Here is a 26,752-nt window from a genome sequence, read left to right as displayed (position 1 = left end):
GGAGAATTGCAGAGTAATGAAACTAAGCCTTTTGCCTAATACTTCTCTTAGCTTAGTACAAATGCCCAATTTCCAATGCCCATTCCTTAAATAATCAGCGGCTCAAGTTCGCGATTATGCCATTGCCGCTGATACCATTCGGCAACCAAAGGACGGACAATAAACTTGGGCTGTTTATCGCCTTTAACATCAATACGTAAACCTGAATAAGGTCGTCGCTTCTGAGAACCTTGACCGTTGCGACCGATGAACAGATGCGATCGCGCCACTAATCTATTCTCCTCCATCAAATCTGCTCCTTCAATTCGCTGGCGTCGCAAACTAAACCCGCTACCGCCACAAACAATCCAGTGGATATGAGAATCAGCGTGTCCCGTATCCATTGTTTCTAAGTGTTCCAAGCAGTGGGCGTGACCATTTATTACTAAATCTACTAAAGGACGACCCTGATTTAAGGAACCGATTTCTTTAGCTACCGCATCCAGTACGCTACGCAGGCGATCGCGAACAATTAGAGTTTGTGCTTGTTGCCACTTCGTCGCCTCAGTTACATAGGGAGGATGATGGAAATAAATTATCCTTCCCCGAACTTCAGAATTATTCCAAGATTCAATTAATCTTTGCTTGAGCCAATCCAGTTGTTCAGTGTCGGTCAGTGTTGTTTTATTAGTGGCTAGTTGCTTATCGATATCAACAATAATTTCTTCAATTTGTGACATCTTGGCATGGAAGTCATCTAATTGATCCGCTTCACTGGGGTTTTCCGGTCGAAGTTTGGCTGAAGTTTCAATAATTTGCAGTTTTTCTTGCTCTAAATCTTCACGACGTTTTTCTAAGAGTTTGCGATCGGCGTTACCTTTTTTTGTTTTCGGTAGCGGTGGTGGATCGTTAAAGGTATTAGAATCTAAAGCAAAGAAATCAATACCGCCATAACGAAAAGTGTAATAGCGATTGGGAAGGCGGGTAAATTGCCCCGGTTGATAGGAAAGACAACGACCTGTGTCTGTCTTGGCTGTGTAATACCGATCTAAGTGACTGGCTAACTCTCCTGGAAGCTGAAACGCCTTTAGATAGTCGAGAAATGCCTTTGCGTAAGCGTCACCGCATCCTGAGCCATGTAAGCCCACATCTAGGTCTAACCGCGATCGCAACAGGTGGCGAATGGGTAATGTTGTTAGAGATGCCAAGCTCAATAAGATTGGCAAGTTATAGTAATCGTGATTTCCCGGCACTGGTAAAATGGGCAGCTTAAAAACCATCTGGTCATAAGCAATCCGTTTGCGATGCTCTATGCCAGAGATAAACTCTCGGTAAGGCTGGATGAAATTTTGCTGGTAATATTCACTCGATCCCACTAAATAAATCACATCCCCCGTATGCAGCATAAAACGGGATTCGTTGTGATGAGGCAGCATAAGTTCAGCTACTTGTCGCTGGGGATTGTGTCCTCTGTGCCTGCCGGAACCACTATCACCGACAACTAAAAATGAGAACTCAGAGTTGTCTGTTTGACCATCTTCCAAAACCAGCCGAGTTTGGTCAATATCCCGTTCCACAATTAACGGATCTTGCCACCGTACCCGCTGATTCATTTTCCGAATTTTCTTAGCGATCGCTGGATCGGATACAAGTTTCAATGCAACCTACTCCTGAGTTTTCAATTGAAGGGGAGCAGGGAGGGCAGGGGAGCAGGGGAGCAGGGGAGCAGGGGAGCAGGGGAGAAGTTGCAGTAAGTCTTTCTCCTCTGCCCCTCTGCCCCTCTGCCCCTCTGCCCCTCTGCCTCTTCCCAATGCCCCATGCCCCATGCTCCATGCCCCATACCCTCATTCTTCTGCTGTATCTTTCATCTCAATAACTAGATTAGGGAGTCCCTCTAGTTTTTCGGTCGGCTCAACTTCTTCTACTAATGGTACGAAAATTCTTAAGCCTGCTGGTACACACTTAATTTCTACAGGTGTTGTGCCTACTATTTCACCATCTAGAACAACTTTTTGTGGTGGCTCAGTGGTAATTTTAAATTGTTTGGCTCGCAGGAAACCAATATCATCTCGTTCAACGGCGTTACCTGTGGAAGCCGTTTGAAATAGATGAAACGTGGCAGCGATCGCTCCTGCTTTGTTAGTTGGAGCTACAATCGTTAAATCTAGTAACCCATCATCATAAACCAGACCTGCTGGGCCTTGAGCCAAAACTGAAGTGGGAGGCGCGGCATTTGCTACCGTTACTGCACAGGCACTAGTTTTAATTATCCTATCTTCAGTTTCAATCTCAACATCAAAGTTTTTTAAATTTCTTAATTGCTGGATTCCTGCCAAAACGTAGGCCATCATCCCAAAGCGATTCTTGGCGTCTCGATCTGCTAATTCTACAGTTTCAGCTTCAAAGCCAATACCCGCCAAAAGTACCATTGGGCGATCGTTGCAATAGGCTACGTCTACATGGGTGGTTGCTCCCTGCAAAATTGTCTGACACGCACCTGCGATCGTGTCAGGAATTCCTAAAGCTGTGGCAAAAGCGTTCGCTGTTCCTCTGGAAATGATCCCAAATGGGATATCAGTTCCCACTACCGCCGCCGCCGCTATTGAGAGAGTACCATCTCCCCCGGAAGCAATGATTGCATCTACCCCTCGCTCTACAGCTTGATATGCCAGTTGGTCAGCATCGATTTCTTCAGTTGTAAAATAAATATCTAGATCGATCTCTGGCTCTAATATTGCCCGAATTTCTGCTAGCTCTGTATCTGGGTCGCCCTGACCCGCAACAGGATTGAAGATCAGACAGGCGGAACGATTCATAAGGTATAATAACTAAACTTGGATAACTAATGAAGATAACAAATTATTCTTAGCATTCCTGTAAATTTTCAACTTCCCTTTTGGGGCTGAGTTTTTTAGAGATATTGACCAAGTTCAGCGCCATCTGCGATCGCATCATACCACCAAGAAAAGGCAAGAACCTTTAATCGTTCTTAAAACCTTCCCAAAGAACTCTATTTTTAGCTGCCTGTTTCAACATCACTCAACTGAAAAGGTGTTTGTTAGTCGGTAGAAAAATTTAAAGCCATCATCAGAATTGTATATAGACAGGTTTTAGGAAATTCCTATATTATGGGAAGTGAGCAAATTACTATTCTTGAGTCGTAGTTTCAGCAAAGTGAAATCAGCGATCGCAAGTTTGTATGTTTAGTAGCGAAGGCAATTTAATTAAACTTTAGGCATCTATTCAGTTGCGCTCCCATCAATGCGTAAATCTAGCTACTATCTCAATTAATCAGACAAGTTGCTTGAGCAACTTATTCAAGGTAGATAAAGTTCCACTACAGCCTATTAGTACAATGTCTAACTTAATCTTGAAGGTTTGTAGTAAGCACTTTAGTGCTTAGAAAATAAGGACTGAAGTCCTTACTACGAAATTCAATTTGGCATACTACTAATCAATTTGGCGGTAATTACAATTCAAAGGGCTAATAACTGGGGATAAGGGAGACAAGAGCAAAATTAAATGCCCTTCAGGAATGCTGAGTTGGGAATCTTCAGAAATCCAAACTGACTCAACGCCTAGCTAACGGAACTGTTTTGGCTCATACATAATTCCCAATCCCTACAAATTTATAGCTCTAATATGCCTATTCCTTTGTTAAGCTATTCCCCCTCATCTCGAAATCATCGTGTATCTGGATATGAGATTCTTGGCGACGAGCAACCTAGAATTTATACAGCCGAATATCTGCAATCATCACTAGAAATGGATGCCTTGATTAAGGCAGCCTATCGCCAGATTTTCCACGAACAACAAATGCTAGATAGCAATCGCCAAATCTGTCTAGAATCCCAACTAAGAACTGGTCAAATTACAGTCAGGGATTTCGTTCGAGGATTAGCAATATCTGATGCATTTCGACGACTCAATTACGAAAGCAACAATAATTACCGCTTTGTGCAGATATGCGTACAGCGCTTATTGGGTCGCGAGGTTTACAATGAACGCGAAAAACTAGCCTGGTCAATTGTGCTAGCTAGTAAAGGACTGCACAGGTTTATCGACGATTTGGTGGATAGTGAGGAGTACATGAGTAACTTTGGTTACAATACAGTCCCCTATCAACGGCGACGGATTTTACAAGGACGCTCTCTAGGGGAATTACCTTTTGCCAGAATGGCTCGTTATGGCGAAGATTATCGCGATAAATTGCCGCTTCCCTTGACGAGAAAGCAGGTTGAGCCTTTTAATTTACAGACCTTCTTACGTAGTTCTGACAGAGATGTGGTGTTATTGCTATTAGCTTCGACACTGGTACTGATTGCCTTGTTTAGTTTGCTGACTACATTCGGTTATTTGCCAAAATTTGGTGGGTACTAGCTGAAACTTGAGATGTAGCGATCGCCATTATGAGCGATCGCCTTCAACAGTCAGAACATTACAAACAGCTACAAACACTCAACCCTGAATTAGAACACTGCGTTCAACAACGAACTCAAGAGTTAGCTAAAGTCCGCTCACAAGGAGCAATGAAAATTCCTTTTCTCCATTCCCGATTCCCGATTCCCCATCCCCTTCTACATATTTGAGATTTCACAAACAAGCTTTTGGTAAAGAATTGTAATCCAAAATCCCAAATCCAAAACCCAAAATTCGCATGAGTCCCTGACTACGGTAGTCTAGATGAGAGTGAATTTATCGCCTCCTTTGATATATTGTTTTATGACTTCAGTTGTTTCTAGTCCCCCACGCACTATTCGGATTGGTTCGCGCAAAAGCCAACTTGCTCTGGTTCAGACCTACTGGGTACAAGAGCAACTCCAGAAAGCCTTTCCCGATCTCACTTTTGAAGTCCACACCATGTCTACCCAAGGCGATAAAATCTTGGATGTAGCATTAGCTAAGATTGGCGATAAAGGACTTTTTACTAAAGAACTTGAACTCGGAATGATCGATCAAGAGATTGACTTTGCGGTTCATTCTCTCAAGGATCTGCCGACTCACTTACCAGAAGGGTTAACGTTAGCAGCAATCACTGAACGAGAAAACCCAGCCGATGCATTAGTGGTGCATGAAAAGCACAAAGATAAACAAATCGATACATTACCAGAAGGTGCGGTAATTGGTACATCTTCGCTGCGGCGTTTAGCACAGTTACGCCATCATTTTCCTCACTTTACCTTTAAGGATGTGCGGGGAAACTTGATTACACGGTTGGCAAAACTGGATGCAGGCGAATATGATGCTTTGATTTTGGCAGCAGCAGGATTAGAGAGATTGGGAATGGGCGATCGCGTTCATCAAATCTTACCTAAAGAAATCTCCCTCCACGCGGTTGGACAAGGAGCTTTGGGGATAGAATGCCGTGCTGATGATAGTGAAGTGTTATCTCTACTCAAAGCAATTGAACATCCCGAAACCCACGATCGCTGTCTTGCCGAACGATCTTTTCTCCGTTCTCTAGAGGGTGGATGTCAAGTACCTATCGGTGTAAATACAGAAATATCTGGTGAGAATTTAACTTTAACCGGGATAGTCGCCAGTGTAGATGGTCAAAAGTTTGTCAAAGATACCGTCACCGGACTTGCCAATAACGCCGAAGCACTAGGCACAGAACTAGCAGAACTGTTGCGGCAACAGGGAGCGCAAGAAATTTTATCAGAAATTTTTGCGGTGATTCAGCGCGGTTCCTAAGCAATTGGGCAAGCCAATGTGATTAGATAAGAATTGATCGCCGTTGCACTAAAGATGTGCCAGACGCGACAATTCGCGTTGAGCGGGATTTCAGAAAGTTAATTTGACAATATCGACTCAGGGAAGCAAAAATTACCATGCGGATTCTATTTGTTGCAGCAGAGGCAGCACCAGTTGCGAAAGTAGGAGGAATGGGTGATGTTGTCGGGGCATTACCCAAAGTCCTGAGAGAAATGGGGCATGATGTGCGGATATTCTTGCCTTACTACGGCTTCCTGCCAGACAAAATGGAAATTCCCTATGAACCCATCTGGTGGGGAGATGCGATGTTCCAGCATTTTGCAGTGTATGAAAGTATTCTGCCTGGTACTGATGTTCCCTTGTACTTATTTGGACATCCGGCCTTCATGCCGCGCCGCATCTATTCTGGAGATGATGAAGATTGGCGGTTTACATTGTTTGCTAATGGTGCAGCAGAGTTCGCCTGGAATTACTGGAAGCCAGATATTATCCATTGTCACGATTGGCATACAGGAATGATTCCCGTATGGATGCACCAAGATCCTGATATCACCACAGTGTTTACCATCCATAATTTGGCTTATCAAGGGCCGTGGCGTTGGTATTTAGAGAAAATTACTTGGTGTCCCTGGTATATGCAAGGACACAACACAATGGCGGCGGCAGTACAATTTGCCAATAAGGTAAATACAGTTTCGCCTACATACGCCGAGCAAATCAAGACACCTACTTACGGTGAAACATTAGAAGGTTTGCTGTCTTTTATTAGCGGTAAATTATCTGGAATTATCAACGGTATTGATACCGAAGTTTATAATCCAGAAAATGACAAATACATTGAGCAAACCTTTACTGCTGATACTTTAGAAAAACGCAAAGCCAATAAAATTGCTTTGCAACAAGAAGTAGGATTAGAAGTTAATTCCAAAGCCTTTTTTATTGGGATTGTTACCCGATTAGTAGAACAAAAAGGCATTGATTTAATATTGCAAATCCTCGATCGCTTTCTATCTTATACAGATGCCCAGTTTGTGCTGTTGGGGACAGGCGATCGCTACTATGAAACTCAGATGTGGCAATTAGCATCCCGCTTTCCCGGACGCATGGCAACTTACTTACTGTATAACGATGCCCTGTCTCGCCGGATCTACGCTGGTACTGATGCTTTCTTGATGCCTAGCCGTTTTGAACCATGCGGTATTAGTCAAATGATGGCTTTGCGTTACGGTTCTGTGCCGATTGTCCGCCGCACAGGTGGATTAGTTGACACCGTAAGCCATCACGACCCTGAAAATGCTGCTGGTACTGGTTATTGCTTCGATCGCTATGAACCGTTAGACCTTTTCACCTCTATGATCCGCGCTTGGGAAGGTTTCCGTTTCAAACCGCAATGGCAAGAACTACAAAAACGTGGCATGAGTCAAGATTTTAGCTGGTATCAATCTGCCAAGCAGTACGTGAAGTTGTACAGATCGATTTACGGTTTGCCAGAAGAAGAAGAGACGCCAAAACCAGAGTTAGTGTTAAACGAAGCAGTCACCAGTAGTAAGTCCTAAACCGCCAGTAGAAGCGTACAAATGTGCGTTAGCTGCCGGCAACCCCTGCCGTGTTATCCGGGAACTAACTCCTAACTCTTGTACAGACGCGATTAATCGCGTCTCTACTCCTAACTCTTGTACAGACGCGATTAATCGCGTCTCTACTCCTAACTATTGCTTACTCGTCGCTTTCGCCCTAATTAACCAATCACGATCGCCAGCGCAAATTTCCCGACCGGACGAGTCTCCTAAGCGGTCTAGCGCTAATAAACAAGCGTATTTCAAATCCCAAATCGGTGTATTCAGGCAAATTTTGATTTCAGGAATTGCTCGCGAATCACCCAATTCACCAAGAGCGATCGCACACGCCGCACGAGATTTTTGAAACTGGGGTTCGCGGTTGTGCAAGTTTTCTATTAATAAATCGTAGGCGGGTGCATATTTCAGCCAGCCGAAAAGTTTCATCACATGATAATGAGCGCCATAGTCGTTATATGCTTTATCGCCATAAGTTGTTAACAATGCTGCTGGTGCTTCTTGTGGATAGATATCTAGTAAGGTTTTTGTCGCTAAATAGCAGCGTCCAAAATCGGTTTCGTAAAGTTCGTTAATCACAAAATCTAGAACAGGGGTGGCGTCATACTCATGTACTAGATCGAGGTCGTTGGGGCGATCGTAGAGTACTTGCTCTAAGTAAGGTTGAATTTCTGTAAAGGTAATTTCACCACTGGGAACGCCTGCATCCAAAAGCATCCGCAATGCTCGTAACCGGAATACCAGAGATACTGGACAACGAGCGATTTCTGGGATGGCTTTATAGTAGCGGGAATCAATCAAATCTTGAATGCAACCGCGTCGTGCATTGACGCTAGAACTTTGCAGTAGCGCCATCACCTCAGTAATTTGGGAGTAGTCACCCGTGAATCGACAAACTGTAGCGATCGCCGCACTACGAGTAGGTTCATCCTCAGATAAAGTAAATTTTCGTACACGTTCAAGGGACGGGTGATAATCAGCGTTAGCTAAAGTGTGAATAATGACTCGATAGATTTGACCTGGTTTATCCAGAAGTTGCGCCACCTCTTCGAGAATTTCTGGATCTTTAGTCCCGATTTCTCCGATCGTCCACACGGTATTTTCAACAGTATAAATATCATCATCTTTAAGACATTGGCGAATTACAGGTAAAGCTGATTGTGCCTGCAATCGCCCCAGACTTTCCACGGCTTTGCGTCGGACAATGCGGTGGTCTAACTCATCAGGGTTACTGTTTTCAATCGCCCGCACCAAAGCCGCGATCGATTGCTCAGTCGGAAAGTTAATCAAATGGGAAACAGCAATATACTTATCAGAAGCGTCTTCGAGTTGTTCTAATGGGGTATCAATAATTGCGATCGCTTCTTCTTGTGTTAGCCCAAACATTTTAAAAAAACGTTTATCCATTGATTTGTAAATTGCTTTTGGATAATTTTAGAGATCGCTTTTACTATCGTACTAGGGACTGGGGACATGGAAATAGCGGTAAATGATGTTTATGCATTAAATTATCAAAAAATGCAGTTGCTCCCTGGAGTTTAGACTAGATGCCAGAGATGAAAAAATAAAGCCTAGAAACTGATGCGATCGCTTAAAAGAGAAGATAAATATTTTTGTAATAGCATAATAAATGTCGTTAACAGGATAATTTTTAAAATTTGTTGAGATAATAATATGAATAACAATCCAAATGACTCGGATTGGGAACAACAACAATCTCAAGGAGCTAATTCTGAAGTTACAGAGTTAGAAGCTTTACGGTCTGAATTACGCGAATTAAAAGAAGAAATTAAGAATAAACAACAGATTACAAGTAGCGACATAGCAAAAGGTGTAGCTGGAGGGATTATGAGGGTAATCATTACTTTTGTTATCCTGTACTTTGCTTTAGCGTTCATTGTTCTCTTCTTTACAGCAGTTACAAATATTTATCAAGAGAATTTGCCTAGTACAACTCGGCATAAATAAGCCACCCATTTGAAAAGTCTAAAATCCTTACGCAATGGGAATTACGAATTACGAACTTGTACTGAGCTTGTCCTGAGCGTAGTCGTACCACTTTGTGGAAGCAAGCTATGCGTAGCGTCTCCGACAGGAGAAGGGCGTAGCCCTAAAGCCTGCGGCATAGCTACGCTTAGCGCGCAGCCTCTCCAAGAGTTGTATTACGAATTAAGAATTACGCCTTACGGTACTAGTGCCCTGTCTATAACAGGTCGTTCAGTGACGCACTTTCAATAAAAAAGCCTAAAAGACTGATTTTAACTGTAGTTGAGTTCAACTTTTGAAGATTTTCCTCAAAAAGCTTTACCAGTAGTAACGCGATCTGAGAAGATCAAAATATATCTACTTGTGAGTTATTAATTTAGTTGCCTCTTGCCAATTGTTCAGTTTTATGTAACAGCTAAGTCCTGGTATTTAGCAAGTCACTAAATACAAACGATAGTCGAACATTCAATGCATATCATTCATATAAACACGCATTTAGGAAACAAAACTTATGGATGAAACTTCAGAACTCACAACAACCGATAACGTAACCGCTCAAGATGTAGCAGAAGTGATTGCAGAACTTGAGCAATATCGGGAACGTCTAGTTCAAGAAACTACGGAAACGGCAAAACGGGCTAAGTTGAAGAAAGTAAGCGTTATGGCAAACCTAGAGCCTGAGCTTGCCAAGATTGATTCTGCCCTCCAAGAACTCCGTAATCAGCAGGCTGCCCTGAGTGGCAGCAACTAGTCATTTGTTTTAATAGTTTAGCTAGAGATTATATGCTCAACTCCGAAACTCAATCCGAGGCAGATTCGTTAAATCTGTCCCATGCAGAAACTGACGCTTTATTTAAAGCGGTGAGTGAGCAATTAAGCTTAAACACCTTCAACTCGGATGACCAAGAGCTACTAAAGCGGATGGTTGAGAGTATGGGAGACTCACGAGGCATGGTGAGGTTGAGTTTTGCAGAGGCTTTGGGTAAAATCGGCAAACCAGCGACCCCTTTATTGATGGAAGCTGTGGCAAATCATCCCAACCCAGTTGTGCGCAGAGCCAGTGCTAAAACCTTGACACTGATTGCTGACCCGATCGCAGTTCCGACTTTGGTCAATGCCCTCTTAAATGATGAAGATATGGTGGTCAAAACCTCGTCGGTGGGGGGGCTTGCCAAAATAGGTAAAGCAGCTGTACCAGCATTGCTGAAAATCTTAGCGTCAACCGAGTATCCAGAAAGTGCCAAAGGTCATGCTGTATGGGCGTTAGGATTTATTGGGTCAGAGGCGAAGGAGCATTTATATCGAGAGATTAACTCCGACTCTGCTGAAGTTCGGGCTGCGGTGGTGGGTGCGATCGCTAAAATTGCTCAAGAAGGCACTCAAGAAGGAGCATTTAATATTTTAATTAACGCCCTCAACGACCCATCTGAAATTGTCAGGTGTGAAGCCGCAGCAGCTTTGGGTAGCCTGACCTATCGTTCGGCAATTCCTAGCCTTGTTGAATTACTATATCATCCCGATTGGGAAACCCGAAAAGCAGCGGCTCTGGCATTGATGAAAATTGGCGATGGTGCTGCTTTAGAACCCCTGCAAGCCGCATTAACTAAGGAAGAAGAAGCGGGGGTTCAGGCGGTGATGAAGTTGGCGATTTCTCAAATTGAGAAGCAGTTAGAGGAAGAAGCTTGGGAATAAGGCGATGGACATTTACACTCCCAAGGTGATTGAGACGAAAGAAGAGTACGATCGCGCCCTAGCAATAGCAGAACGCCTAACATTTTCTCAAAACCGGACTCCAGAAGAGCAAGCTCTGCATCAGCTGATAGTAATGCTGATTCTGGACAACATGTAAGACCGTTTAAAGGCACTGCTTTTAGAGGCAATGTTGGTTGAAAGAAGAATCCTCGCCGTTAAGAAGGCGAATTGTCAAATTTAATCACTTGATCTAATCGGGGTAAAGCGCTAACTGCTGACTCTCGAACATACGGATCGACAGATTCATCATTTGTCAATGCCGTCAGCACTTCCACCCCACGGATATCACCCATCGAACCGAGTGCATTGACGATCGCCACAGCCACCGCAACATTATCTATTGTTTTCAAAGCTTCAGTCAAAATCTCAAAGGCGGGCGATCCAATTTCACCCAGTGCCATTACGGATGCAATATAAACAACTGGATTTGGGTCATTGAGCGCTGTTTGCAATCCCTGTAAACCCTCATTCGGGAAGGGAACATCGGGATGATTAGCAGCAACCTGTGCTAGAGCTTTAGCACAACTACCCCGAATGGTTGCATTATCACTATTTACTAATGACTCTACCAGTAGCGGTACAGCATCTGTACCAATAGCACCCAGTGCTTTTACCGCAGCTCGCCGATAAGTGACATCTTCTTCATCTAAAATACCCATTAGCCGAGGAATGGTATTTTCATCACGGACATCAGCCAGTTCCCACATGGCTCGTTCCCGCAAATTGGGATTGGGGTGTTTTAACTGTGCAAATAGAGAATCTATTGTCATAAAAGAAAATTTCCCTGTTAAAATCCCCCAAATTCAATCATAGGACTTACGCACTTTGCACATTGACCATTATGTAAAGAGTCAGCTTGTTAAACTAAAAGTCTTACCCTGCCTCGTTCCCAGGCTGTGCCTGGGAATGCGATCGAGGTGGGCTGCTGCCTACTTGTTTGACGCTAGGTAGAGCCTCCCATAAGAGGATTACAAGGCAGAGCCTTGTAACGATAAGTAGCGCACACTTAGCTGTCTTTGTCAATGCGTAAGTTCTAATTAATTACGAATTACGAATTACGAATTACGAACTACGAATTATTAACAACAGAGGGACTCTTGGTCAATCACCCAACCTGATACAGGCAAAGCAACAGACTGAGAGTCCCTGAGTTTTAGAGGATGACGATCGCTCGTCTACGTCTAGTCAATCCTTATGACTATGAAAGAGAGTTGATTACGTAGTCGAGGAGATTGCGGAACTCAACCAACGCTTGAGGAGACAAGTCGCGAGGAGAGCAAGCGCGATCGCGAGTATAAGTCAATGCGGTAACGTAGGGAGCGGTGGGCAGATTCAAAGAGCGATAAACTTCGCGAGCACCTGCAATACCCCACTCATCCAGAGGGCCAGTACCGCCCACAACTAAGCTGTAGTTGATCAAGCGTAGGTAGTGCTTGATGTCGCGCAGGCACTTGTCTTTCTTAACTTGAGTATCGCCAGCTTCACCTTCTTGGCTCAGGAAAGGATATTTCTTGAACGCAGCATCATAACCTTCTTTAGCTACGGCATCGATCCCAGAAGCTAGCTTTTCAGCAGCTTCTAGACGAGCATTAGCACGCTGAATACTACCTTGAACGGATTCTAGATCGGAGGTGGTTGGAAAACGACCTGCTGCATCAGCAGATCCAATAACTGTAGTGATAACTGATTTCATTGCTTTTTATACTCCAGATTAGATTTGATCGAGTTTTAATTTCAGTTTGCTTGGCTAATAGCCTTTAGCCATGAGCAATTAGCTCAAAGCAGAAATAACGCGATCGAAGTAGCTAGCAGCTTCAGCAGCTAGAGCAGAGCAGTCGCCTTGAACAACTTCTTGTTTGCGGAATTTTTTACCAGCGTTAGCTTCAGTATTGGTGTTGGTGATGTGAGCGACACTGATAGCCTTCAGGATTTGGAAAGCCCGTACAGAAGAGCCAGTGGGTACGCCCAAAGCTGTGTAGGTTTCTTTCAAACCGTTCAAAGCGCGATCGTCTAATACGGAAGAATCACCGGCCAACAGCGCATAAGTTACATAACGCAGAACGATTTCAGCATCACGCAAGCAAGCAGCCATCCGACGAGTGGGGTACAAGTTACCACCAGATTGAATCAAGCCTGTGTTTTCACAAGCAATTCCAGCAATGGCATCAGAAACCGCACAGCTAGCGTTGCTGGCGATCGCATTCACTGCATCAAGGCGCTTGTTGCCTTCAGCGATGAAAGACTTCAGGGCTGCCAAGTCAGCACCACCGATAGGAGCGGTTTTGGCATCAGCCGCAATTACAGCTCTGGAAAAAGCATCAAGAACCATGAGTTCTCCTTAATATTCACAAATGGCGGATATTATTTTTGGCGTGTTCTCGATCAGGTTAACTGCGAGTAGCCAAACAAAAACATAGGGGATCGATAGTGCCCTAGTCTTTACTATGAGAGACAAAGTAACAATCTGTAATATTTCTCTTGAGTATGGGGAATTGGGCATTGGTGAAGAAGCTTTGTAGGCGGGGTGCTCTTAGCAAAGAGTAAAACTCTTCTCCCTTGCGCTTTGCTTCCTGCTAATTCTCTAGACCCAATGCCCAAAAAATTAAGACTTACGCATTTTGATGGAACTCTCCCATTGCGTAAGTCTTAAGGAAAAAATTTTGTTTTTTAGTCGATCAAGCTTGTTTTAGGAGATGTTTGACCAAATTATCTTTCACCATCATCTGCCGTAAAACTTCTAGTAAAAATTCTTGAGCTTCTTGTTGACTCAGATTTTTTACCTGATCTTTCAAATTTTGTAAGCGAAACTGTTGTTCTAAAGTTAATTCAACTGGAAAGTCCATCATTCACTCCTGTGATTGACTGCATCAAAGGGTATTTGTTGTTAGTAGAAGACGATCGCTTTCTATTAGTCTAGCATGTGGATATTAAAATGTCTACATTGTCAAGCTATAAGAAATCACACTCATAAAAGTTTACAATTGCATAACAACACCTCTACAGATTCCTTTTTAGGGTGTTTATTGAAGCTGGCCGCTAATCGCTGTAATGATTAGAATGTTTATATACCAACTACTCTAAAAAGAAACAACTCGCAAAACATCATCCGCAGGAGCAATAAGTAGGAGTCAGAAGATTGATAGACGCAATGGAATTTTTTCAGCTAAGTGCTGGTAAGTGGCGATCGCAACGTGTAACTCATCATCTGGCGTTCAAGCGCTCAGAGATAGGAGAATCGGATATACAGGTAGAAACTCTCGATGCCAATCATCCCGAAATCATAGAATTGTGCCGCTATCATGAGATTGACCCCAGCCTTTCAGTCGGTGGTTCGCGCGTGCGTTGGCTAGGAACAATGGCTTGGGATCGAGAGGATGAGGAGAATCATCAGGGGAAAACCATATTTGCGATCGTGCCTGATAGCGATAACCCAAGGCAAGGCAAATTACTCCGTGAAAGAGGTTATGCCGAAATAGTGCCTGTAGTTGGTCTTTTTCACATGGATGATGAAGATGGACTAGTGTTGACAACCGAATATGAAACAATGAGTTCCATTGAGCGATTCTGGTTCGCCAGCCCAAATATGCGACTAAGAACCAGTACAGTCAAAAGGTTTGGCGGCTTTAGCACCGCATCGTTTTGTAGCGAAAGCCGCATTGATTCTGTTGAGGCTTCTAGCTCAGAAGAAGTAACACAAAGACAAGAAGCGGATATTTTGGAAAAAACACAGTTTTATTCAGTTTTGGGCTGGTGAATGATTCTCAAGCAGAGCGATGCTTTTACTCGTGGGCAAGATTATCTCCATCGGGTACAGGGACTTGCCCTAGAACCGGGTATGGTGAATGTGTTTGATAACCTCCGCGATCGCATTCCCATTTATACTTGGATCGGTGAAAATATTAACGCTGTGAACGCTCAGATCAACACCTATCTAGAAGTTTGTCATCAGTGTTTTCATCCCCAAGAGCGTCGCCACATCCAAATTTTTGCAGTCCCCATAGCTCAATCTTTTGGCATAGATGGGCTATGCAACATTCTCACAAACCCAATCACTATTTTGATAGATGTTGGTCGAGTTGCACCTAAAGACTGGTTTGGTGTAGTCGTCCATGAATACGCCCATGCCCATCTAGGAGAGTTTGGTCACAATGAGCAATTTGCTGCTATCCTATCTCATCTATGCTTAGGGCTGGGATTGGAACCACCCTACTGGGAGGCAGGAATGGAAGCAACTTTGCGTAGCTGGCCTTACTGTAAATCAACCATAGATCCCCTGGAATTTTGGATAGGGTCGCTGAGTCGCCGAGGGGAGCAGGAGAGTAGCACTTCGACTACGCTCAGTGATCGAGGAGTAGGGAGTGAGGGAGTGAGGGAGTTAGGGGACAAGGAGATAAACAAAACTCTTAACTCAGCACTCAGCACTCAGCACTCAGCACTCAGCACTCAGCACTCAGCACTCCTAACGCCCAATGCCCCATATTTTATTAATTTCTTTTGCTAAATGTTAAAAATTATTGCTTCAGTTCAAAAAGGTGAAACTGAATCTCATAATCTAAAATATGTGAATAAGATTTTTTAGTCATTTACGTAGTCATTAAGCTGGAAGTCTGATTACCTATTTATTGATTAGCTATGGGTTGAATCCAGCAGACTAATCATTTATCCTACGAATACTTAAATTTCCCTTAGTTAAGTTTCGTGAAATTTAATCAGAATCTGAAGTTTTGATACAACTACTCCCTTAATATGTGATTAAAAGTTGTTAACTTTAATTAAGAACATGGAGGCTTTAGAGTGCCACTTCCTCTGTTAGAGTATGAACCTTCAAGTCAAAATCAGCGTGTAGCTGGATACGAAGTGCCGGGTGATGAACAACCCAGGATTTTCACTACCGACAATATACTTTCTCCGTCAGATTTAGGCGATCTGATCGAAGCAGCATATCGTCAAATTTTCTTTTATGCCTTTGCTGCCGATCGCGAAACATATTTAGAGTCTCAACTCCGTAATGGACAAATTACAGTACGGGACTTTATTCGTGGGTTGGTGCTTTCCAATACCTTTAAGAAAAGCTTCTACGACCTCAACAATAATTATCGCTTTGTTGAGCAAGTAATTCAGCGAGTTCTAGGACGCGATCCATACAGCGAGCGGGAAAAAATCGCCTGGTCAATTGTAGTCGCTACCAAGGGGATTGTAGGCTTTATTGATGAAGTGCTTAACACTGAAGAGTACCTGAGCAATTTTGGATACTCCACAGTGCCTTATCAGCGCCGTCGGATACTCCCATCCCAATCTGAGGGTGAGTTGCCATTCAACATCAAATCTCCGCGATACGAAGATTATCACCGTGCCAAACTGGGTTTCCCCCAAATCATTTGGCAGGTCGAAGTACGCAGATTCCTCCCACAAGAGCAAAAGCCGAAAGCTGGCGATCCAGCTTTATTCTTGGGTTTGGCACAAAGTATCAATGCAACTGGCAATCCTCCACAACGGGTTTCGCCATACAACATCGATATCGAAAAGTCTGTACCTTATCGGCAACTCTCAGGAATTAAATAACAACGATTTTTGGTCGGTGGCTGGCTAGTACATCCATTCGATCGCTTTATAGCGTGCATAAGTCTTGGGTTATGTAGGAGTTTTATTTAGATATAACTAAGTGAAACAGACTCTATCCCATGTCTAATGCACGCTAGTTGTTAATGGGCATTGGGCACTTGTACTGAGCGACTCGTACCGAGCGGAGCCGAGGTAAGTCGAAGTATTGCGCATGGTTTTTTTTCTGGATGCTTAATGTCTGTGAAATGGTTCTACTTTGTTCGTCTTTTTAGCATCTCTAAAAGTTTTGTGAAGTGGGCGGGAGGAGTCGCTGTCACCTCAATCAACTCCTCAGATAGGGGATGCTGCAATTTGAGTCGCCAAGCGTGTAGTGCTTGACCAGGTAAATTTACACCCACTGAATGGCCAGAACTATAAACTGGATCGCCGACAATGGGATGACCGATTTTGCTACTGTGGACGCGAATTTGATGGGTGCGTCCAGTTTCTAATTGAAAGTGAATTAAGGTGAAGTTACCAAGGCGTTCTAATATTTTCCAGTGAGTGACGGCGACTCGTCCGCCTTGTTCGACAGGCATAACAGCCATTTTTTTGCGATCTTGGGGATGACGACCAATGGGCAAGTCGATAGTGCCACTTTCAGTTTTTGGCACACCGTAAACTATGCCCAAGTATTCTCGTCGTGCAGTTTTTGCTTTCAGTTGTGCTTGTAAATGATGATGGGCAATATCTGTTTTAGCGATCGCGATCGCACCCGTAGTATCCTTATCCAATCGATGGACAATTCCCGGACGTTGGACTCCGCCAATTCCTGGTAAATTAGGACAGTGAGCCAATAGGGCATTTACTAAAGTACCATCTGGATGACCGGGCGCAGGATGGACAACCAAGCCTGCGGGTTTATTAAGAATAAGTAACTGATCGTCTTCGTAAAGGATATCTAAGGGGATATCTTCGGCTTGCAGTTCTAAAGATTGAACTTCTGCTATTTCGAGAGTGATGCGATCGCCTAGCTTGACATTGATCTTCTTGGATGTGCAAACTCGATCGTTAAGTTGGACATTGCCCTGTTCGATTAACTGTTGGATGCGCGAACGGGATAAATCTGGTAATTCTTGGGAAAGGTAACGGTCAAGGCGATCGCCTTTGGTGTTGGTGCAGTGTATCGTACTCTTTAGGGAAAGCAAGCTAGGTGTAGCATCCTCAAGTGGAGTTGAGAAGCGATCGCCCTTGGCGTTGGCAAAGCCATCGCTATTTTCTTGGATTTGTAAATTAAATTCGGTCACAATTGCTCTAGATTATTAATTCCCCTTCTTTAAGTAAAGCGCGGAATGCTTTAAATGGCTTCTCGTCTTTCCTCTTCAGCATCCTTGGCGTTGGCGCAGCGTGTTGCAGACAAGTCTCTCATAGAGAAGGCGGTTCGTTATTCTAAATCTATAACTTCTTGCGGCAACTCAAATAAACCATCTTCTCCAGTTTCAAAGTCAATCACTTGATACACAGCATCAATATTTAACTCACCATAAATGTGAGGAAATAATTCCCCTATTTCAGCAGGTTCATAGCGAATTTCAGGTCGGACTTTTTCAGAATCAATAAAAAGTAGTACCAATTTTTTTTGATTATCAAAAAATCTTTTTGCAACTTTGAGTATTTGCGTTGATTTTGAACAGTGGATAAAACCTTCACTGTCTAAAGAATCAGCGCGATATGTACCGAGATTTTTTGCTTGTTCCCATTGTTGGCGTTTAGTAATGTGGAGAATAGTGTTCATAGAAAATCTAGGAATTACTGCATATTGTAATATTTTCAATACATCTTCTAAATTTGTAAAGTCTTTAATTACTTTGGTAGCACCTACATTTGTTAATGTAGTATCACCTATTCCAATAAAAGCAATATTCAACCGATAGGCTGCTTTGACATCCCAAACACCATCACCGACAAAAACAATTTTCTGAAATTTTTCAACTTGATAAACATTCTTTGCTTTGATAATAGCTGTTTTAATAATATCTTCTCGTGAAAGTGCATCATTAGCTGAAGCCAATGGAATGCCTTCTATTTGTAAATTAGCTTTTTGAAGTTTTAATTCAGCAGATTCACGCCAACCACCAGTTGCGAGCGCAATACACCAATCAGGGTCTAGCTGTAATTTAACTAATACATTTGCAGCACCAGGAATTTCGCTGAATAAATCTTGTTTATTAATAAATCCTTCCTGGAGTAGGCTAACAAAACGTGTTTTCAGTCTAACTATCTCTTCATCTGAAGGAAGACGTTCTAATTTTTCTTTGAAAATTTGTTGGGTAATTCCAGAATCTGTAGTGTATGCGTATTCAGACCAATTTGTATTTATACCAAAAATGCCAAATTCCAATGCAAAGGCTTGTACAAAACAATTTTCATCAATTTTGTTGGTATTTGTTAGTGTACCATCAATATCAAAAACGACTAATTGCATACGAGCGATCGCTAAATATTATTCTTTAAAATTTCATACCCAGACGACGAAATACAAAGTTTTGATTTCTGCCTTTAAGGAAGATAATTCTATAAATTAGGCGGAATACAAATATCCGGCGCGCATAAACCAGGAAATTTAAGCGTTATTACTTCAAAAGTATTCAAATCTACGCGGCGGATAGCATGATTATTGGTATCAGCAATATATAGATATGAATTCAAAACACTCAATCCCGAAGGTTCAAAAAACCGAGTGTTCTTACCTTGATCATCTTGTAAACCAGCAGAACCATCTCCCAAAACTGTTTGACAATTCCCATTAGGGCTAACTAATTTAATTTTATGATTATAAGTATCTGCCACCCACAAAAAATTCTGCGCGTATTCCACTCCTAAACAGTGTTGTAAACGGACATCTTCACCTTGTCCATCTACATCGCCAAAACCAAATAAACCGCCACTACCGCAAACAGTTCTTACTTGATACGGTTCGACAATTCCTACACTACGAATTGAACTAACTTCACTGTCAGCAATATATAATTCTTGCTCATTATTAGTAATACCGCTAGGTTGAGCAAAGGCAGATTCAGTAAGTGAACCATCAATACACGCTTCTGCACCAGTACCAGCATAAGTTTTGATGATACCAGTTTCTAAATCCATTTGCCAAATTTGATGCGGCCCAGCCATTACAATAAATAGGGTATTTCCTACTTTCACTAAATCCCAAGGAGAATTTAGTGCGGTTTCTAAACCAGCACCGCCATGAGGATGGATATTACGGCTTTGTTCGCCAGTCCCCGCAATAGTTTCGACGATTTGGCGTTTTAAATCAACTCGCCGCAGTGCATGATTTTCTGTATCAGCAACATAAAGAATCTGATTTTCGGCATCATAAGCCATTCCTTGCGGTGCAAAAAATTGTGCTTCGCTAAATGAACCATCGGTTAAGCCAGATTTTCCAGTACCAATTAAATGTAGAATTTCTCCGTCGAAACTACTCATAACTAGGCGGTGATGTCCAGAGTCAGCGATGAATAAACCCATTTGAGTAGCTAGAACTTTACCAGGAAAAGCTAAAGGTGTGATTAATGGTTGGCGCTGTTTTTCTAAAGTTAAGTTGATTTCTTGGAAATTAATTGTGCCTTTGTCTTGGTGTTGCTGAATTAACTTTTGAATCAACTCATCTAAAGTGTCACGATTTCCTTCACCAGAAATCTGGGCGATCGCATAACCTTCTGGATCGATAACTATTAATGTAGGCCAAGCACGCACAGCATACTCTTCCCAAATCCGAAAACCGCTGTCAACTACAATAGGATGTTCAATGTCGTAGCGCAGGATGGCTTGGCGAATATTTTCTGTTTCTTTTTCGTTATCAAATTTGGCAGAGTGAACGCCGATAATAGTAAGACTATCTTTATATTTTTGTTCTAAATATTTCAGGTTTGGCAGAATATGCAGACAATTGATACAGCAGTATGTCCAAAAGTCTAAAATTACGACTCTACCCTTAAGTTGTTTAAGAGACAATGGTTTATCGGTATTGAGCCAAGAGTAATTTTGTGGTAATTCTGGCGCTCTGACACGGGGAATCATACTAATTCGTAATTCGTAATTCGTAAATAATAATTTAACGTGGCTGTATTTGTTGTGAAAGGACTTGAAAAATTAACTACAACGGAGTTATCAGGCTGGGTGCAGCTAGCGAAAACCCAAGTTGAACGAGGACAAGTTGCCGATCGCATTCCGCAATTGGCTAAAGCTAATCCTGATTGGTTTGCAGTTCATATCTGCTGTAAATCTGGACACACCATCAGCTTTGGGGATACAGCTTGTGTGTTCCCGCTAATGAGTGTAATTAAGACATTTTCTCTACTTTATCTGCTAGAACATCTCAGAGCAGAAACTGTTTTCGGCTGGGTTGGGGTGGAACCATCGGATGCACCCTTCAATTCTTTAGAACAATTGATTAGCGATCGCGGCCATCCCCGCAACCCGATGATTAATAGTGGGGCAATTACTTTGTCTGATAAGTTACCAGGAAAGGACGCGAACGAACGCACTTTTTTATTTTGTCAATGGCTCAACCAATTAGCAGGTTGTCAACTAAGCTTAGATGAGGTGATGCTAGCTTCAGTGCGATTAACCCGCTCAAAAGCCAATGAAGCGATCGCAAACTATCTTGCCGAAACAGGTCATCTAAAAAATATTGAAATAGCACTTGACACCTACGAGCAAATATGCTGTATATCTGGGCGAGTTGAAGATTTAGCCGTATTAGGAAAACTGCTAGCTTGTGAAAATAGCTATTTTTCACCACAAAACCGTCGCATTGTCAACGCTGTGATGTTAACTTGTGGACTTTATGAAGCTTCTGCCAAGTTTGCAGTCAGAATTGGTCTACCGATGAAATCAGGAATTGGTGGTGGGCTTGTAGCAATAGTACCAGGAGAGGGGGCGATCGCTTGTTACAGTCCAGCTTTGGATGGTGTAGGAAATCCGGTCGCGGGTCTTGTTTTTGTTGAGGCTTTAGCACAAGAGTTGCAGTTGAGTATTTTTGGCTAAATCCTGTTTTTGAATAGGCAGAGAAATGATAAATTCTCTACCACTACCCACCTCAGATTTACAAATTAGTCGTCCTCCATGTTTTGCGACAACCATCTGATGACTAATTGAACGTGAGTTCGACAGACCTCTGCCTCTCCTAAAAGGCTACGGTGTACACAAAAGTTTTCTAAAGCTGTCCCACGTCTTGAGCTGTAATGTAAATGCATCGACTTGTTATGCCAATACATCGACTTGTTATGTAAATGCATCGACTTGTTATGCCAATACATCGACTTGTTATGTAAATGCATCGACTTGTTATGCCAATACATCGACTTGTTATGCCAATACATCGACTTGTTATGCCAATACATCGACTTGTTATGCCAATACATCGACTTGTTATGTTAATGCATCGACCTGCAAAGATTAGCCCACCCTAAGTTACACCTAACTTTTCTACGTTATGTGGAAAAGCTAACGATTGACCTAACCCCCTAACCCCCTTCCCTGCGAGGGAAGGGGGAAAATTCAAAGTCTCTCTGTTTTTGGAGAGAGAAATAGAAGAAAGGTTTTCCAGATACCATGAAAATTCAGGTTTTTCGGGTAATTCAACAGAAGGAGGTGTTGGCGTTACCTCTGCTTATGGTTCTAGTGTTGGCGTAATAATTTCTGGTGCAGGAGACTCAATAATCTCTGGCAGCGTTGGTGGCAAACTAGGAGATGGGGCAACTGTTACTTGGGGAGTAGGTGTCTTGGTCGTTCGACGGTTAAAAAATCCGCCAAATCTAGATTTTGTTGGTTGAGGCGCAACTTTTTCGGGTAACGGTGTTGATTCGGGAGTTGGCGTTACCTCTGGCTGTGCTTGTGGTGTTGGCGTAATAATTTCTGGTGTTGGAGACTCAATAATCTCTGGCAGTGTCGGTGGCAAACTAGGAGATGGTGCAACTGGTGCTTCTGGGGTAGGAACTTTACCAGCCCCACGGTTAAAAAATCCACCAAATCTAGGTTTTGTTGGCTGAGGCGTTACTTTTTCAGGTAACGGTGTTGATTCGGGAGTTGGTATTACCTCTGGCTGTGGTTCTGGTGCTGGGGACTCAATAATTTCTGGTGGTATTGGAGACAAGCTGGGAGTTGGTGTAGCCGTGGGAACTTCTAATTTTGGTTGTTCTGGCTGTGTTTTGGATTTTTCTGGAATTTCGGTTTCCGGAATCGGCTGTTTTTCTACCTTGGGCTGTGTTGGGGGTGTTTTTTCCACAGAAGGTGTGGGTGTGGGTTTAGGTGCAAGTTTATAATTCGGGTCTACAATAGGGCGCACCTCATCTGCTGTGAGTTCTCCTCTGACAATTCTCGACAAAGTGTCTTTACCCTTTGGCTGGTAGTCAATCAATCTAACTGTAGTATTAAAAGCATTTTTGACAGCATTTCCCTGATTATCGATAAATTCTAGTTTTACCCAGTTTTTCCCTGGACGGAAGCCTTTAAGATAAACTGCCTGCCAGCGATCGAAAATAAAGCTTTCACCATTAATAGTGGAGCGAATGCGCCAATCACTGAACTCGTCGTTGGGGTTTTCCTTACCAACAAGGTGCAGAGGAGCGTTAGTTAGGTAAAAGTCCAGTAAGATTGGTTCTGCCCCGTAGCTACTTTGAGGACGGCTGTAAGTTAGCAGGGGTAATTTAGGATCTGGGGTGTTGTCGTCGGTTTTGGTGAAGACGTGAAATGTTGTTTGGGCATAAGCGCCTTCATTCTTAAAGCTTTCATGCCAAGGACGAGAGGCAAAGACGCGCAGGGTATGACTACCTGGAGACAAGTCTGGCAAAACTAAAGGCTGATTCAGGTCGTAAACAGGTATATAAGGTTGATTATCCAGAATTACGTGTAAATGTGGCCCCAGTTGTAATTGTGGGTCTTTAAATATTGGTAGATCCTTAACCTGAAAACTAACTGTAACTTTGTTGTCTTGAAGAACTTCATCAAATTTTGGAGTAACAATTGTCACTTGTGGCTGATAAACTTCCAAAATTGGACGCAGTTCTTGAATAACAGATGGAGGGGAAACTTCCGAAAATTGCTTTGAAATTTGAGAAATCTTTGGAGAGTTTTCTTTATAGGCAGTAGATACTTCCTGGCTGTCGGCTTTCTCGCCGCAACTGGTCAAGCTTAATACCAGCACTAATATCATTACCCACCTGAGAATCGGGAACCTCTGAGGGAGGAACTTCTCTAACACCCTTTTCTGCCACGAGTTCATGCGCTGCACCCAGTGATAGTCTTTGACAATTGACAGATTATTTTGGCTCAAACTGTCCATCTGGAACTATAGCCCAAAAGGTGAAATCTGCCTTACATCCTATAAGTTTTCCTTTATGTCTCATAAAATTTTAAAATTAAGTCATATTCTTTACAGTGTTTTACTTGCAAAAATTGAAATATGACATAAATGTTCATGAGTAATCGCAGTAAAAGTTGGGACATCCGCTACATACAGCCAAACCATAAATTTTACGAATTGTTATTCTTTGTAAATTAAATAGTTAAACTATTGACTTTTGGACAAAAAGTTTGAAGTTAAAAGCCAGTTAAGGCATGAATTTCAGCAATATTTGAGCAAGTTTGAATTATTGTTAAAATATCTCCAACAATGTACAAGTGAAGACTTTATAATTCAACGAGAAACAACAATCCACATAGGTCTTCATCGCGGCTTCAGTACAATTCTGGAATTTGCGGTAATGGTTAATTTTGTGGTATTCATGATTCCTCATTCCTTATCAAGAGAGGAGGTCGAATGACAATAAGTCCTCCGGAGCGAGAGGAAAAAAAGGCAAGAGTAATCGTCGATAATGACCCAGTTCCAACCTCATTCGAGAGATGGGCGCAACCTGGACACTTTGACAGATCCTTAGCCAGAGGTCCCAAAACCACCACATGGATTTGGAACCTGCACGCACTCGCCCATGATTTTGATACACATACAAGCGATTTAGAAGACATCTCCCGCAAGATATTCTCAGCCCACTTCGGCCACCTGGCTGTAGTGACAATCTGGTTGAGTGGGATGATTTTCCACGGCGCGAAGTTTTCTAACTACGAAGCTTGGCTAAGTGACCCGTTAAACGTTAAGCCTAGCGCTCAAGTCGTTTGGCCCATTGTCGGACAAGACATTTTAAACGGTGATGTTGGCGGTGGTTTCCACGGTATTCAAATCACCTCCGGTTTGTTCCAAGTATGGCGTGGTTGGGGGATTACCAACTCATTCCAGCTTTACTGCACAGCGATCGGTGGATTGGTATTAGCAGGCTTGTTCCTATTTGCCGGCTGGTTCCACTACCACAAACGCGCTCCTAAACTGGAATGGTTCCAGAATGTGGAATCGATGCTAAATCACCACCTGCAAGTACTGCTAGGTTGTGGTTCCTTGGGATGGGCAGGTCACTTAATCCACGTGTCCGCACCGACCAACAAGCTTTTGGATGCAGGCGTTGCTATAAAAGACATACCCTTGCCCCACGAGTTCATCTTGAACAAAGACTTGTTGACCGAACTGTACCCTGGCTTTGCAGCTGGTTTAGCACCTTTCTTCACCTTGAACTGGGGTCAGTATGCTGACTTCCTCACCTTCAAGGGCGGTCTGAACCCGGTAACAGGCGGCTTGTGGTTGACTGATATTTCTCATCACCACTTAGCGATCGCAGTTCTCTTTATCATTGCTGGTCATCAGTACCGAACCAACTGGGGTATTGGTCACAGCATTAAAGAGATCCTAGAAAACCATAAAGGTCCTTTCACCGGTGAAGGTCACAAAGGTCTCTACGAAAACCTGACCTCATCTTGGCACGCTCAGTTGGCAACTAACCTCGCCTTCCTGGGTTCGTTGACCATCATCATCGCGCATCACATGTACGCGATGCCCCCCTATCCATATTTGGCAACTGATTACGCTACACAGTTGTGCATATTCACTCACCATATTTGGATCGGTGGCTTCTTAATCGTTGGTGGAGCAGCTCACGCTGCCATCTTCATGGTGCGCGATTACGATCCAGTTGTGAATCAAAACAACTTGCTCGATCGGGTAATTCGTCACCGGGATGCGATCATTTCTCATCTAAACTGGGTGTCTATATTCCTCGGCTTCCACAGCTTTGGACTGTACATCCACAACGACACGATGCGTGCATTGGGTCGTCCCCAAGACATGTTCTCTGATACGGCAATTCAATTGCAGCCAGTATTTGCCCAGTGGATACAAAATATCCACGCTTTGGCTCCTGGTACAACTGCACCCAATGCCCTAGAACCAGTTAGCTATGTCTTTGGCGGCGGTGTATTGGCTGTTGGCGGGAAAGTGGCAGCTGCACCCATTGCTTTAGGGACAGCGGACTTCCTAATTCACCACATTCACGCTTTCACCATTCACGTCACCGTCCTAATTCTGCTCAAAGGTGTGCTGTTTGCCCGTAGCTCTCGTCTGATTCCAGACAAAGCAAACCTGGGCTTCCGCTTCCCCTGCGACGGGCCTGGTCGTGGCGGTACTTGTCAAGTGTCTGGTTGGGATCACGTATTCCTCGGACTTTTCTGGATGTACAACTCCCTGTCTATTGTAATTTTCCACTTCAGCTGGAAGATGCAATCAGATGTTTGGGGAACCGTAGATGCAGATGGTGTTGTGACTCACATCACTGGTGGTAACTTTGCTCAAAGCGCCATCACGATCAATGGTTGGTTGCGTGATTTCTTGTGGGCACAAGCGACACAAGTCATCAACTCCTACGGCAGTGCGCTATCTGCTTATGGACTTATGTTCTTAGGCGCTCACTTTGTTTGGGCATTCAGCTTGATGTTCCTGTTCAGTGGTCGTGGCTACTGGCAAGAATTAATTGAGTCCATTGTTTGGGCGCATAATAAACTGAAAGTAGCACCATCAATTCAGCCTCGCGCTTTGAGCATTATTCAAGGTCGGGCGGTAGGGGTAGCTCACTACCTATTAGGTGGAATTGCTACTACTTGGGCATTCTTCCATGCACACATCCTTTCAGTAGGGTAGCAATCAGGAAATTTTGGATTTGAAATTTTAGATTTTGGATTGAATCCAAAATCTAAAATCCAAAATCCAAAATTCAACTGGTACTTGATGGCTAAAGGTCAGAGGATTTATTAAA

General features: G+C 43.1%; 24 protein-coding genes and 1 pseudogene. 13 read left to right on the top strand and 12 right to left on the bottom strand.

All coding sequences use genetic code 11. From position 1 onward, the window contains the following. Window positions 1–86 precede the first annotated feature (86 nt). Window positions 87–1,637, bottom strand: coding sequence for a metallophosphoesterase family protein (locus tag NSTCB13_RS17990; RefSeq protein WP_445631417.1), 1,551 nt, complete (start codon window positions 1,635–1,637; stop codon window positions 87–89). 186 nt (window positions 1,638–1,823) lie between these two features. Beyond that, the gene (locus tag NSTCB13_RS17985; protein WP_445631418.1) at window positions 1,824–2,795 is read right to left on the bottom strand and encodes a YegS/Rv2252/BmrU family lipid kinase; all 972 of its coding nucleotides are present in this window, start codon (window positions 2,793–2,795) and stop codon (window positions 1,824–1,826) included. Between the two features lie 826 nt (window positions 2,796–3,621). Between NSTCB13_RS17985 and NSTCB13_RS17980 the strand changes: the two genes are divergently transcribed. From NSTCB13_RS17980 to glgA, 4 genes are all read left to right on the top strand, one after another. Next, window positions 3,622–4,359 carry a phycobilisome rod-core linker polypeptide gene (locus NSTCB13_RS17980; protein ID WP_445631419.1) on the top strand — a complete coding sequence of 246 codons (738 nt, stop codon included), beginning with the start codon at window positions 3,622–3,624 and terminating at the stop codon, window positions 4,357–4,359. 29 nt (window positions 4,360–4,388) lie between these two features. Continuing rightward, entirely contained in the window at window positions 4,389–4,568 is a 180-nt protein-coding gene (locus NSTCB13_RS17975) for a hypothetical protein (RefSeq protein WP_448273344.1), read from the top strand. Window positions 4,569–4,701: 133 nt separating this feature from the next. Then, the gene (gene hemC / locus NSTCB13_RS17970; RefSeq protein ID WP_448273343.1) at window positions 4,702–5,673 is read left to right on the top strand and encodes a hydroxymethylbilane synthase; all 972 of its coding nucleotides are present in this window, start codon (window positions 4,702–4,704) and stop codon (window positions 5,671–5,673) included. Between the two features lie 137 nt (window positions 5,674–5,810). Beyond that, window positions 5,811–7,250 carry a glycogen synthase GlgA gene (gene glgA, locus NSTCB13_RS17965; protein ID WP_445631421.1) on the top strand — a complete coding sequence of 480 codons (1,440 nt, stop codon included), beginning with the start codon at window positions 5,811–5,813 and terminating at the stop codon, window positions 7,248–7,250. A gap of 153 nt (window positions 7,251–7,403) precedes the next feature. On the opposite strand, the gene NSTCB13_RS17960 is transcribed toward glgA, so the two are convergent. Continuing rightward, window positions 7,404–8,675, bottom strand: a complete 1,272-nt coding sequence (locus tag NSTCB13_RS17960; protein WP_448273342.1) for a HEAT repeat domain-containing protein — start codon at window positions 8,673–8,675, stop codon at window positions 7,404–7,406. A gap of 267 nt (window positions 8,676–8,942) precedes the next feature. Here NSTCB13_RS17960 and NSTCB13_RS17955 point away from each other — a divergent pair, with 267 nt between their 5' ends. From NSTCB13_RS17955 to NSTCB13_RS17940, 4 genes are all read left to right on the top strand, one after another. Then, on the top strand, window positions 8,943–9,236 hold the full coding sequence (locus NSTCB13_RS17955; protein WP_448273341.1) for a hypothetical protein: 294 nt from the start codon (window positions 8,943–8,945) through the stop codon (window positions 9,234–9,236). Window positions 9,237–9,765: 529 nt separating this feature from the next. Next, window positions 9,766–10,005, top strand: a complete 240-nt coding sequence (locus tag NSTCB13_RS17950) for a hypothetical protein (RefSeq protein ID WP_322704097.1) — start codon at window positions 9,766–9,768, stop codon at window positions 10,003–10,005. Window positions 10,006–10,037: 32 nt separating this feature from the next. Continuing rightward, complete coding sequence (locus NSTCB13_RS17945; RefSeq protein WP_448273340.1) at window positions 10,038–10,946, top strand: HEAT repeat domain-containing protein; 909 nt, start codon at window positions 10,038–10,040, stop codon at window positions 10,944–10,946. Window positions 10,947–10,950: 4 nt separating this feature from the next. Continuing rightward, on the top strand, window positions 10,951–11,103 hold the full coding sequence (locus NSTCB13_RS17940) for a hypothetical protein (protein WP_448273338.1): 153 nt from the start codon (window positions 10,951–10,953) through the stop codon (window positions 11,101–11,103). A 58-nt stretch (window positions 11,104–11,161) separates the two neighbouring features. Here the strand turns inward: NSTCB13_RS17940 and NSTCB13_RS17935 are convergent, their stop codons facing one another. The 4 genes from NSTCB13_RS17935 to NSTCB13_RS17920 form a co-directional block, all read right to left on the bottom strand. Next, window positions 11,162–11,776 (bottom strand): HEAT repeat domain-containing protein, encoded by a 615-nt coding sequence (locus tag NSTCB13_RS17935; RefSeq protein ID WP_448273337.1) that lies wholly within the window; start codon window positions 11,774–11,776, stop codon window positions 11,162–11,164. A gap of 428 nt (window positions 11,777–12,204) precedes the next feature. Next, window positions 12,205–12,699, bottom strand: a complete 495-nt coding sequence (locus NSTCB13_RS17930) for a bleomycin hydrolase (protein WP_445631425.1) — start codon at window positions 12,697–12,699, stop codon at window positions 12,205–12,207. Window positions 12,700–12,777: 78 nt separating this feature from the next. After that, a complete protein-coding gene (locus NSTCB13_RS17925) occupies window positions 12,778–13,335 on the bottom strand; it encodes a bleomycin hydrolase (RefSeq protein ID WP_322667613.1) in 558 nt (185 codons plus the stop codon). A 346-nt stretch (window positions 13,336–13,681) separates the two neighbouring features. After that, window positions 13,682–13,852: an NblA/ycf18 family protein gene (locus NSTCB13_RS17920; protein WP_242060871.1), complete on the bottom strand. Its 171-nt coding sequence runs from the start codon at window positions 13,850–13,852 to the stop codon at window positions 13,682–13,684. Between the two features lie 302 nt (window positions 13,853–14,154). Between NSTCB13_RS17920 and NSTCB13_RS17915 the strand changes: the two genes are divergently transcribed. The 3 genes from NSTCB13_RS17915 (at window position 14,155) to NSTCB13_RS17905 (ending at window position 16,568) form a co-directional block, all read left to right on the top strand. Next, on the top strand, window positions 14,155–14,760 hold the full coding sequence (locus tag NSTCB13_RS17915; RefSeq protein WP_445631426.1) for a phycobiliprotein lyase: 606 nt from the start codon (window positions 14,155–14,157) through the stop codon (window positions 14,758–14,760). After that, complete coding sequence (locus NSTCB13_RS17910; protein WP_448273336.1) at window positions 14,761–15,507, top strand: hypothetical protein; 747 nt, start codon at window positions 14,761–14,763, stop codon at window positions 15,505–15,507. It abuts the gene before it with no gap. A gap of 293 nt (window positions 15,508–15,800) precedes the next feature. After that, window positions 15,801–16,568 (top strand): phycobilisome rod-core linker polypeptide, encoded by a 768-nt coding sequence (locus tag NSTCB13_RS17905; protein WP_445631428.1) that lies wholly within the window; start codon window positions 15,801–15,803, stop codon window positions 16,566–16,568. A 251-nt stretch (window positions 16,569–16,819) separates the two neighbouring features. On the opposite strand, the gene NSTCB13_RS17900 is transcribed toward NSTCB13_RS17905, so the two are convergent. The 4 genes and pseudogenes from NSTCB13_RS17900 to NSTCB13_RS17885 all read right to left on the bottom strand — a co-directional run bounded on the left by NSTCB13_RS17900 (window position 16,820) and on the right by NSTCB13_RS17885 (window position 20,636). Continuing rightward, window positions 16,820–17,734: an RluA family pseudouridine synthase gene (locus tag NSTCB13_RS17900; RefSeq protein WP_448274179.1), complete on the bottom strand. Its 915-nt coding sequence runs from the start codon at window positions 17,732–17,734 to the stop codon at window positions 16,820–16,822. Window positions 17,735–17,991: 257 nt separating this feature from the next. After that, window positions 17,992–18,342, bottom strand: coding sequence for a DUF952 domain-containing protein (locus NSTCB13_RS17895; RefSeq protein WP_445632095.1), 351 nt, complete (start codon window positions 18,340–18,342; stop codon window positions 17,992–17,994). 120 nt (window positions 18,343–18,462) lie between these two features. Next, window positions 18,463–19,032 (bottom strand): annotated as a pseudogene (locus NSTCB13_RS17890) (HAD family hydrolase); the annotation flags it as partial. An 89-nt stretch (window positions 19,033–19,121) separates the two neighbouring features. Next, window positions 19,122–20,636 carry a thioredoxin-like domain-containing protein gene (locus tag NSTCB13_RS17885; RefSeq protein WP_448273335.1) on the bottom strand — a complete coding sequence of 505 codons (1,515 nt, stop codon included), beginning with the start codon at window positions 20,634–20,636 and terminating at the stop codon, window positions 19,122–19,124. A 39-nt stretch (window positions 20,637–20,675) separates the two neighbouring features. On the opposite strand from NSTCB13_RS17885, the gene glsA reads away from it, so the two are divergent. Further along, window positions 20,676–21,605 carry a glutaminase A gene (glsA, locus tag NSTCB13_RS17880; protein ID WP_445631430.1) on the top strand — a complete coding sequence of 310 codons (930 nt, stop codon included), beginning with the start codon at window positions 20,676–20,678 and terminating at the stop codon, window positions 21,603–21,605. 625 nt (window positions 21,606–22,230) lie between these two features. Here the strand turns inward: glsA and NSTCB13_RS17875 are convergent. After that, window positions 22,231–23,841, bottom strand: coding sequence for a hypothetical protein (locus NSTCB13_RS17875; RefSeq protein WP_445632096.1), 1,611 nt, complete (start codon window positions 23,839–23,841; stop codon window positions 22,231–22,233). A gap of 537 nt (window positions 23,842–24,378) precedes the next feature. Between NSTCB13_RS17875 and psaA the strand changes: the two genes are divergently transcribed. After that, window positions 24,379–26,637, top strand: a complete 2,259-nt coding sequence (gene psaA / locus NSTCB13_RS17870) for a photosystem I core protein PsaA (RefSeq protein ID WP_445631431.1) — start codon at window positions 24,379–24,381, stop codon at window positions 26,635–26,637. Window positions 26,638–26,752 lie beyond the last annotated feature (115 nt).

The sequence above is a fragment of the Nostoc sp. DSM 114160 genome (assembly GCF_053470305.1).
Note: the sequence above shows the minus strand (reverse complement) of the source record. Positions and strands in the feature narration are given on the sequence as shown.

What these genes read in the sequence shown, in the direction of transcription:
- NSTCB13_RS17985 (WP_445631418.1), bottom strand. Translation starts at nt 2,795, where the DNA reads ATGAATCGTTCCGCCTGTCTGATCTTCAATCCTGTTGCGGGTCAGGGC.
- NSTCB13_RS17980 (WP_445631419.1), top strand. Translation starts at nt 3,622, where the DNA reads ATGCCTATTCCTTTGTTAAGCTATTCCCCCTCATCTCGAAATCATCGT.
- NSTCB13_RS17975 (WP_448273344.1), top strand. Translation starts at nt 4,389, where the DNA reads ATGAGCGATCGCCTTCAACAGTCAGAACATTACAAACAGCTACAAACA.
- hemC (WP_448273343.1), top strand. Translation starts at nt 4,702, where the DNA reads ATGACTTCAGTTGTTTCTAGTCCCCCACGCACTATTCGGATTGGTTCG.
- glgA (WP_445631421.1), top strand. Translation starts at nt 5,811, where the DNA reads ATGCGGATTCTATTTGTTGCAGCAGAGGCAGCACCAGTTGCGAAAGTA.
- NSTCB13_RS17960 (WP_448273342.1), bottom strand. Translation starts at nt 8,675, where the DNA reads ATGGATAAACGTTTTTTTAAAATGTTTGGGCTAACACAAGAAGAAGCG.
- NSTCB13_RS17955 (WP_448273341.1), top strand. Translation starts at nt 8,943, where the DNA reads ATGAATAACAATCCAAATGACTCGGATTGGGAACAACAACAATCTCAA.
- NSTCB13_RS17950 (WP_322704097.1), top strand. Translation starts at nt 9,766, where the DNA reads ATGGATGAAACTTCAGAACTCACAACAACCGATAACGTAACCGCTCAA.
- NSTCB13_RS17945 (WP_448273340.1), top strand. Translation starts at nt 10,038, where the DNA reads ATGCTCAACTCCGAAACTCAATCCGAGGCAGATTCGTTAAATCTGTCC.
- NSTCB13_RS17940 (WP_448273338.1), top strand. Translation starts at nt 10,951, where the DNA reads ATGGACATTTACACTCCCAAGGTGATTGAGACGAAAGAAGAGTACGAT.
- NSTCB13_RS17935 (WP_448273337.1), bottom strand. Translation starts at nt 11,776, where the DNA reads ATGACAATAGATTCTCTATTTGCACAGTTAAAACACCCCAATCCCAAT.
- NSTCB13_RS17930 (WP_445631425.1), bottom strand. Translation starts at nt 12,699, where the DNA reads ATGAAATCAGTTATCACTACAGTTATTGGATCTGCTGATGCAGCAGGT.
- NSTCB13_RS17925 (WP_322667613.1), bottom strand. Translation starts at nt 13,335, where the DNA reads ATGGTTCTTGATGCTTTTTCCAGAGCTGTAATTGCGGCTGATGCCAAA.
- NSTCB13_RS17920 (WP_242060871.1), bottom strand. Translation starts at nt 13,852, where the DNA reads ATGATGGACTTTCCAGTTGAATTAACTTTAGAACAACAGTTTCGCTTA.
- NSTCB13_RS17915 (WP_445631426.1), top strand. Translation starts at nt 14,155, where the DNA reads ATGGAATTTTTTCAGCTAAGTGCTGGTAAGTGGCGATCGCAACGTGTA.
- NSTCB13_RS17910 (WP_448273336.1), top strand. Translation starts at nt 14,761, where the DNA reads ATGATTCTCAAGCAGAGCGATGCTTTTACTCGTGGGCAAGATTATCTC.
- NSTCB13_RS17895 (WP_445632095.1), bottom strand. Translation starts at nt 18,342, where the DNA reads ATGAACACTATTCTCCACATTACTAAACGCCAACAATGGGAACAAGCA.
- NSTCB13_RS17885 (WP_448273335.1), bottom strand. Translation starts at nt 20,636, where the DNA reads ATGATTCCCCGTGTCAGAGCGCCAGAATTACCACAAAATTACTCTTGG.
- NSTCB13_RS17875 (WP_445632096.1), bottom strand. Translation starts at nt 23,841, where the DNA reads ATGAACTCGTGGCAGAAAAGGGTGTTAGAGAAGTTCCTCCCTCAGAGG.
- psaA (WP_445631431.1), top strand. Translation starts at nt 24,379, where the DNA reads ATGACAATAAGTCCTCCGGAGCGAGAGGAAAAAAAGGCAAGAGTAATC.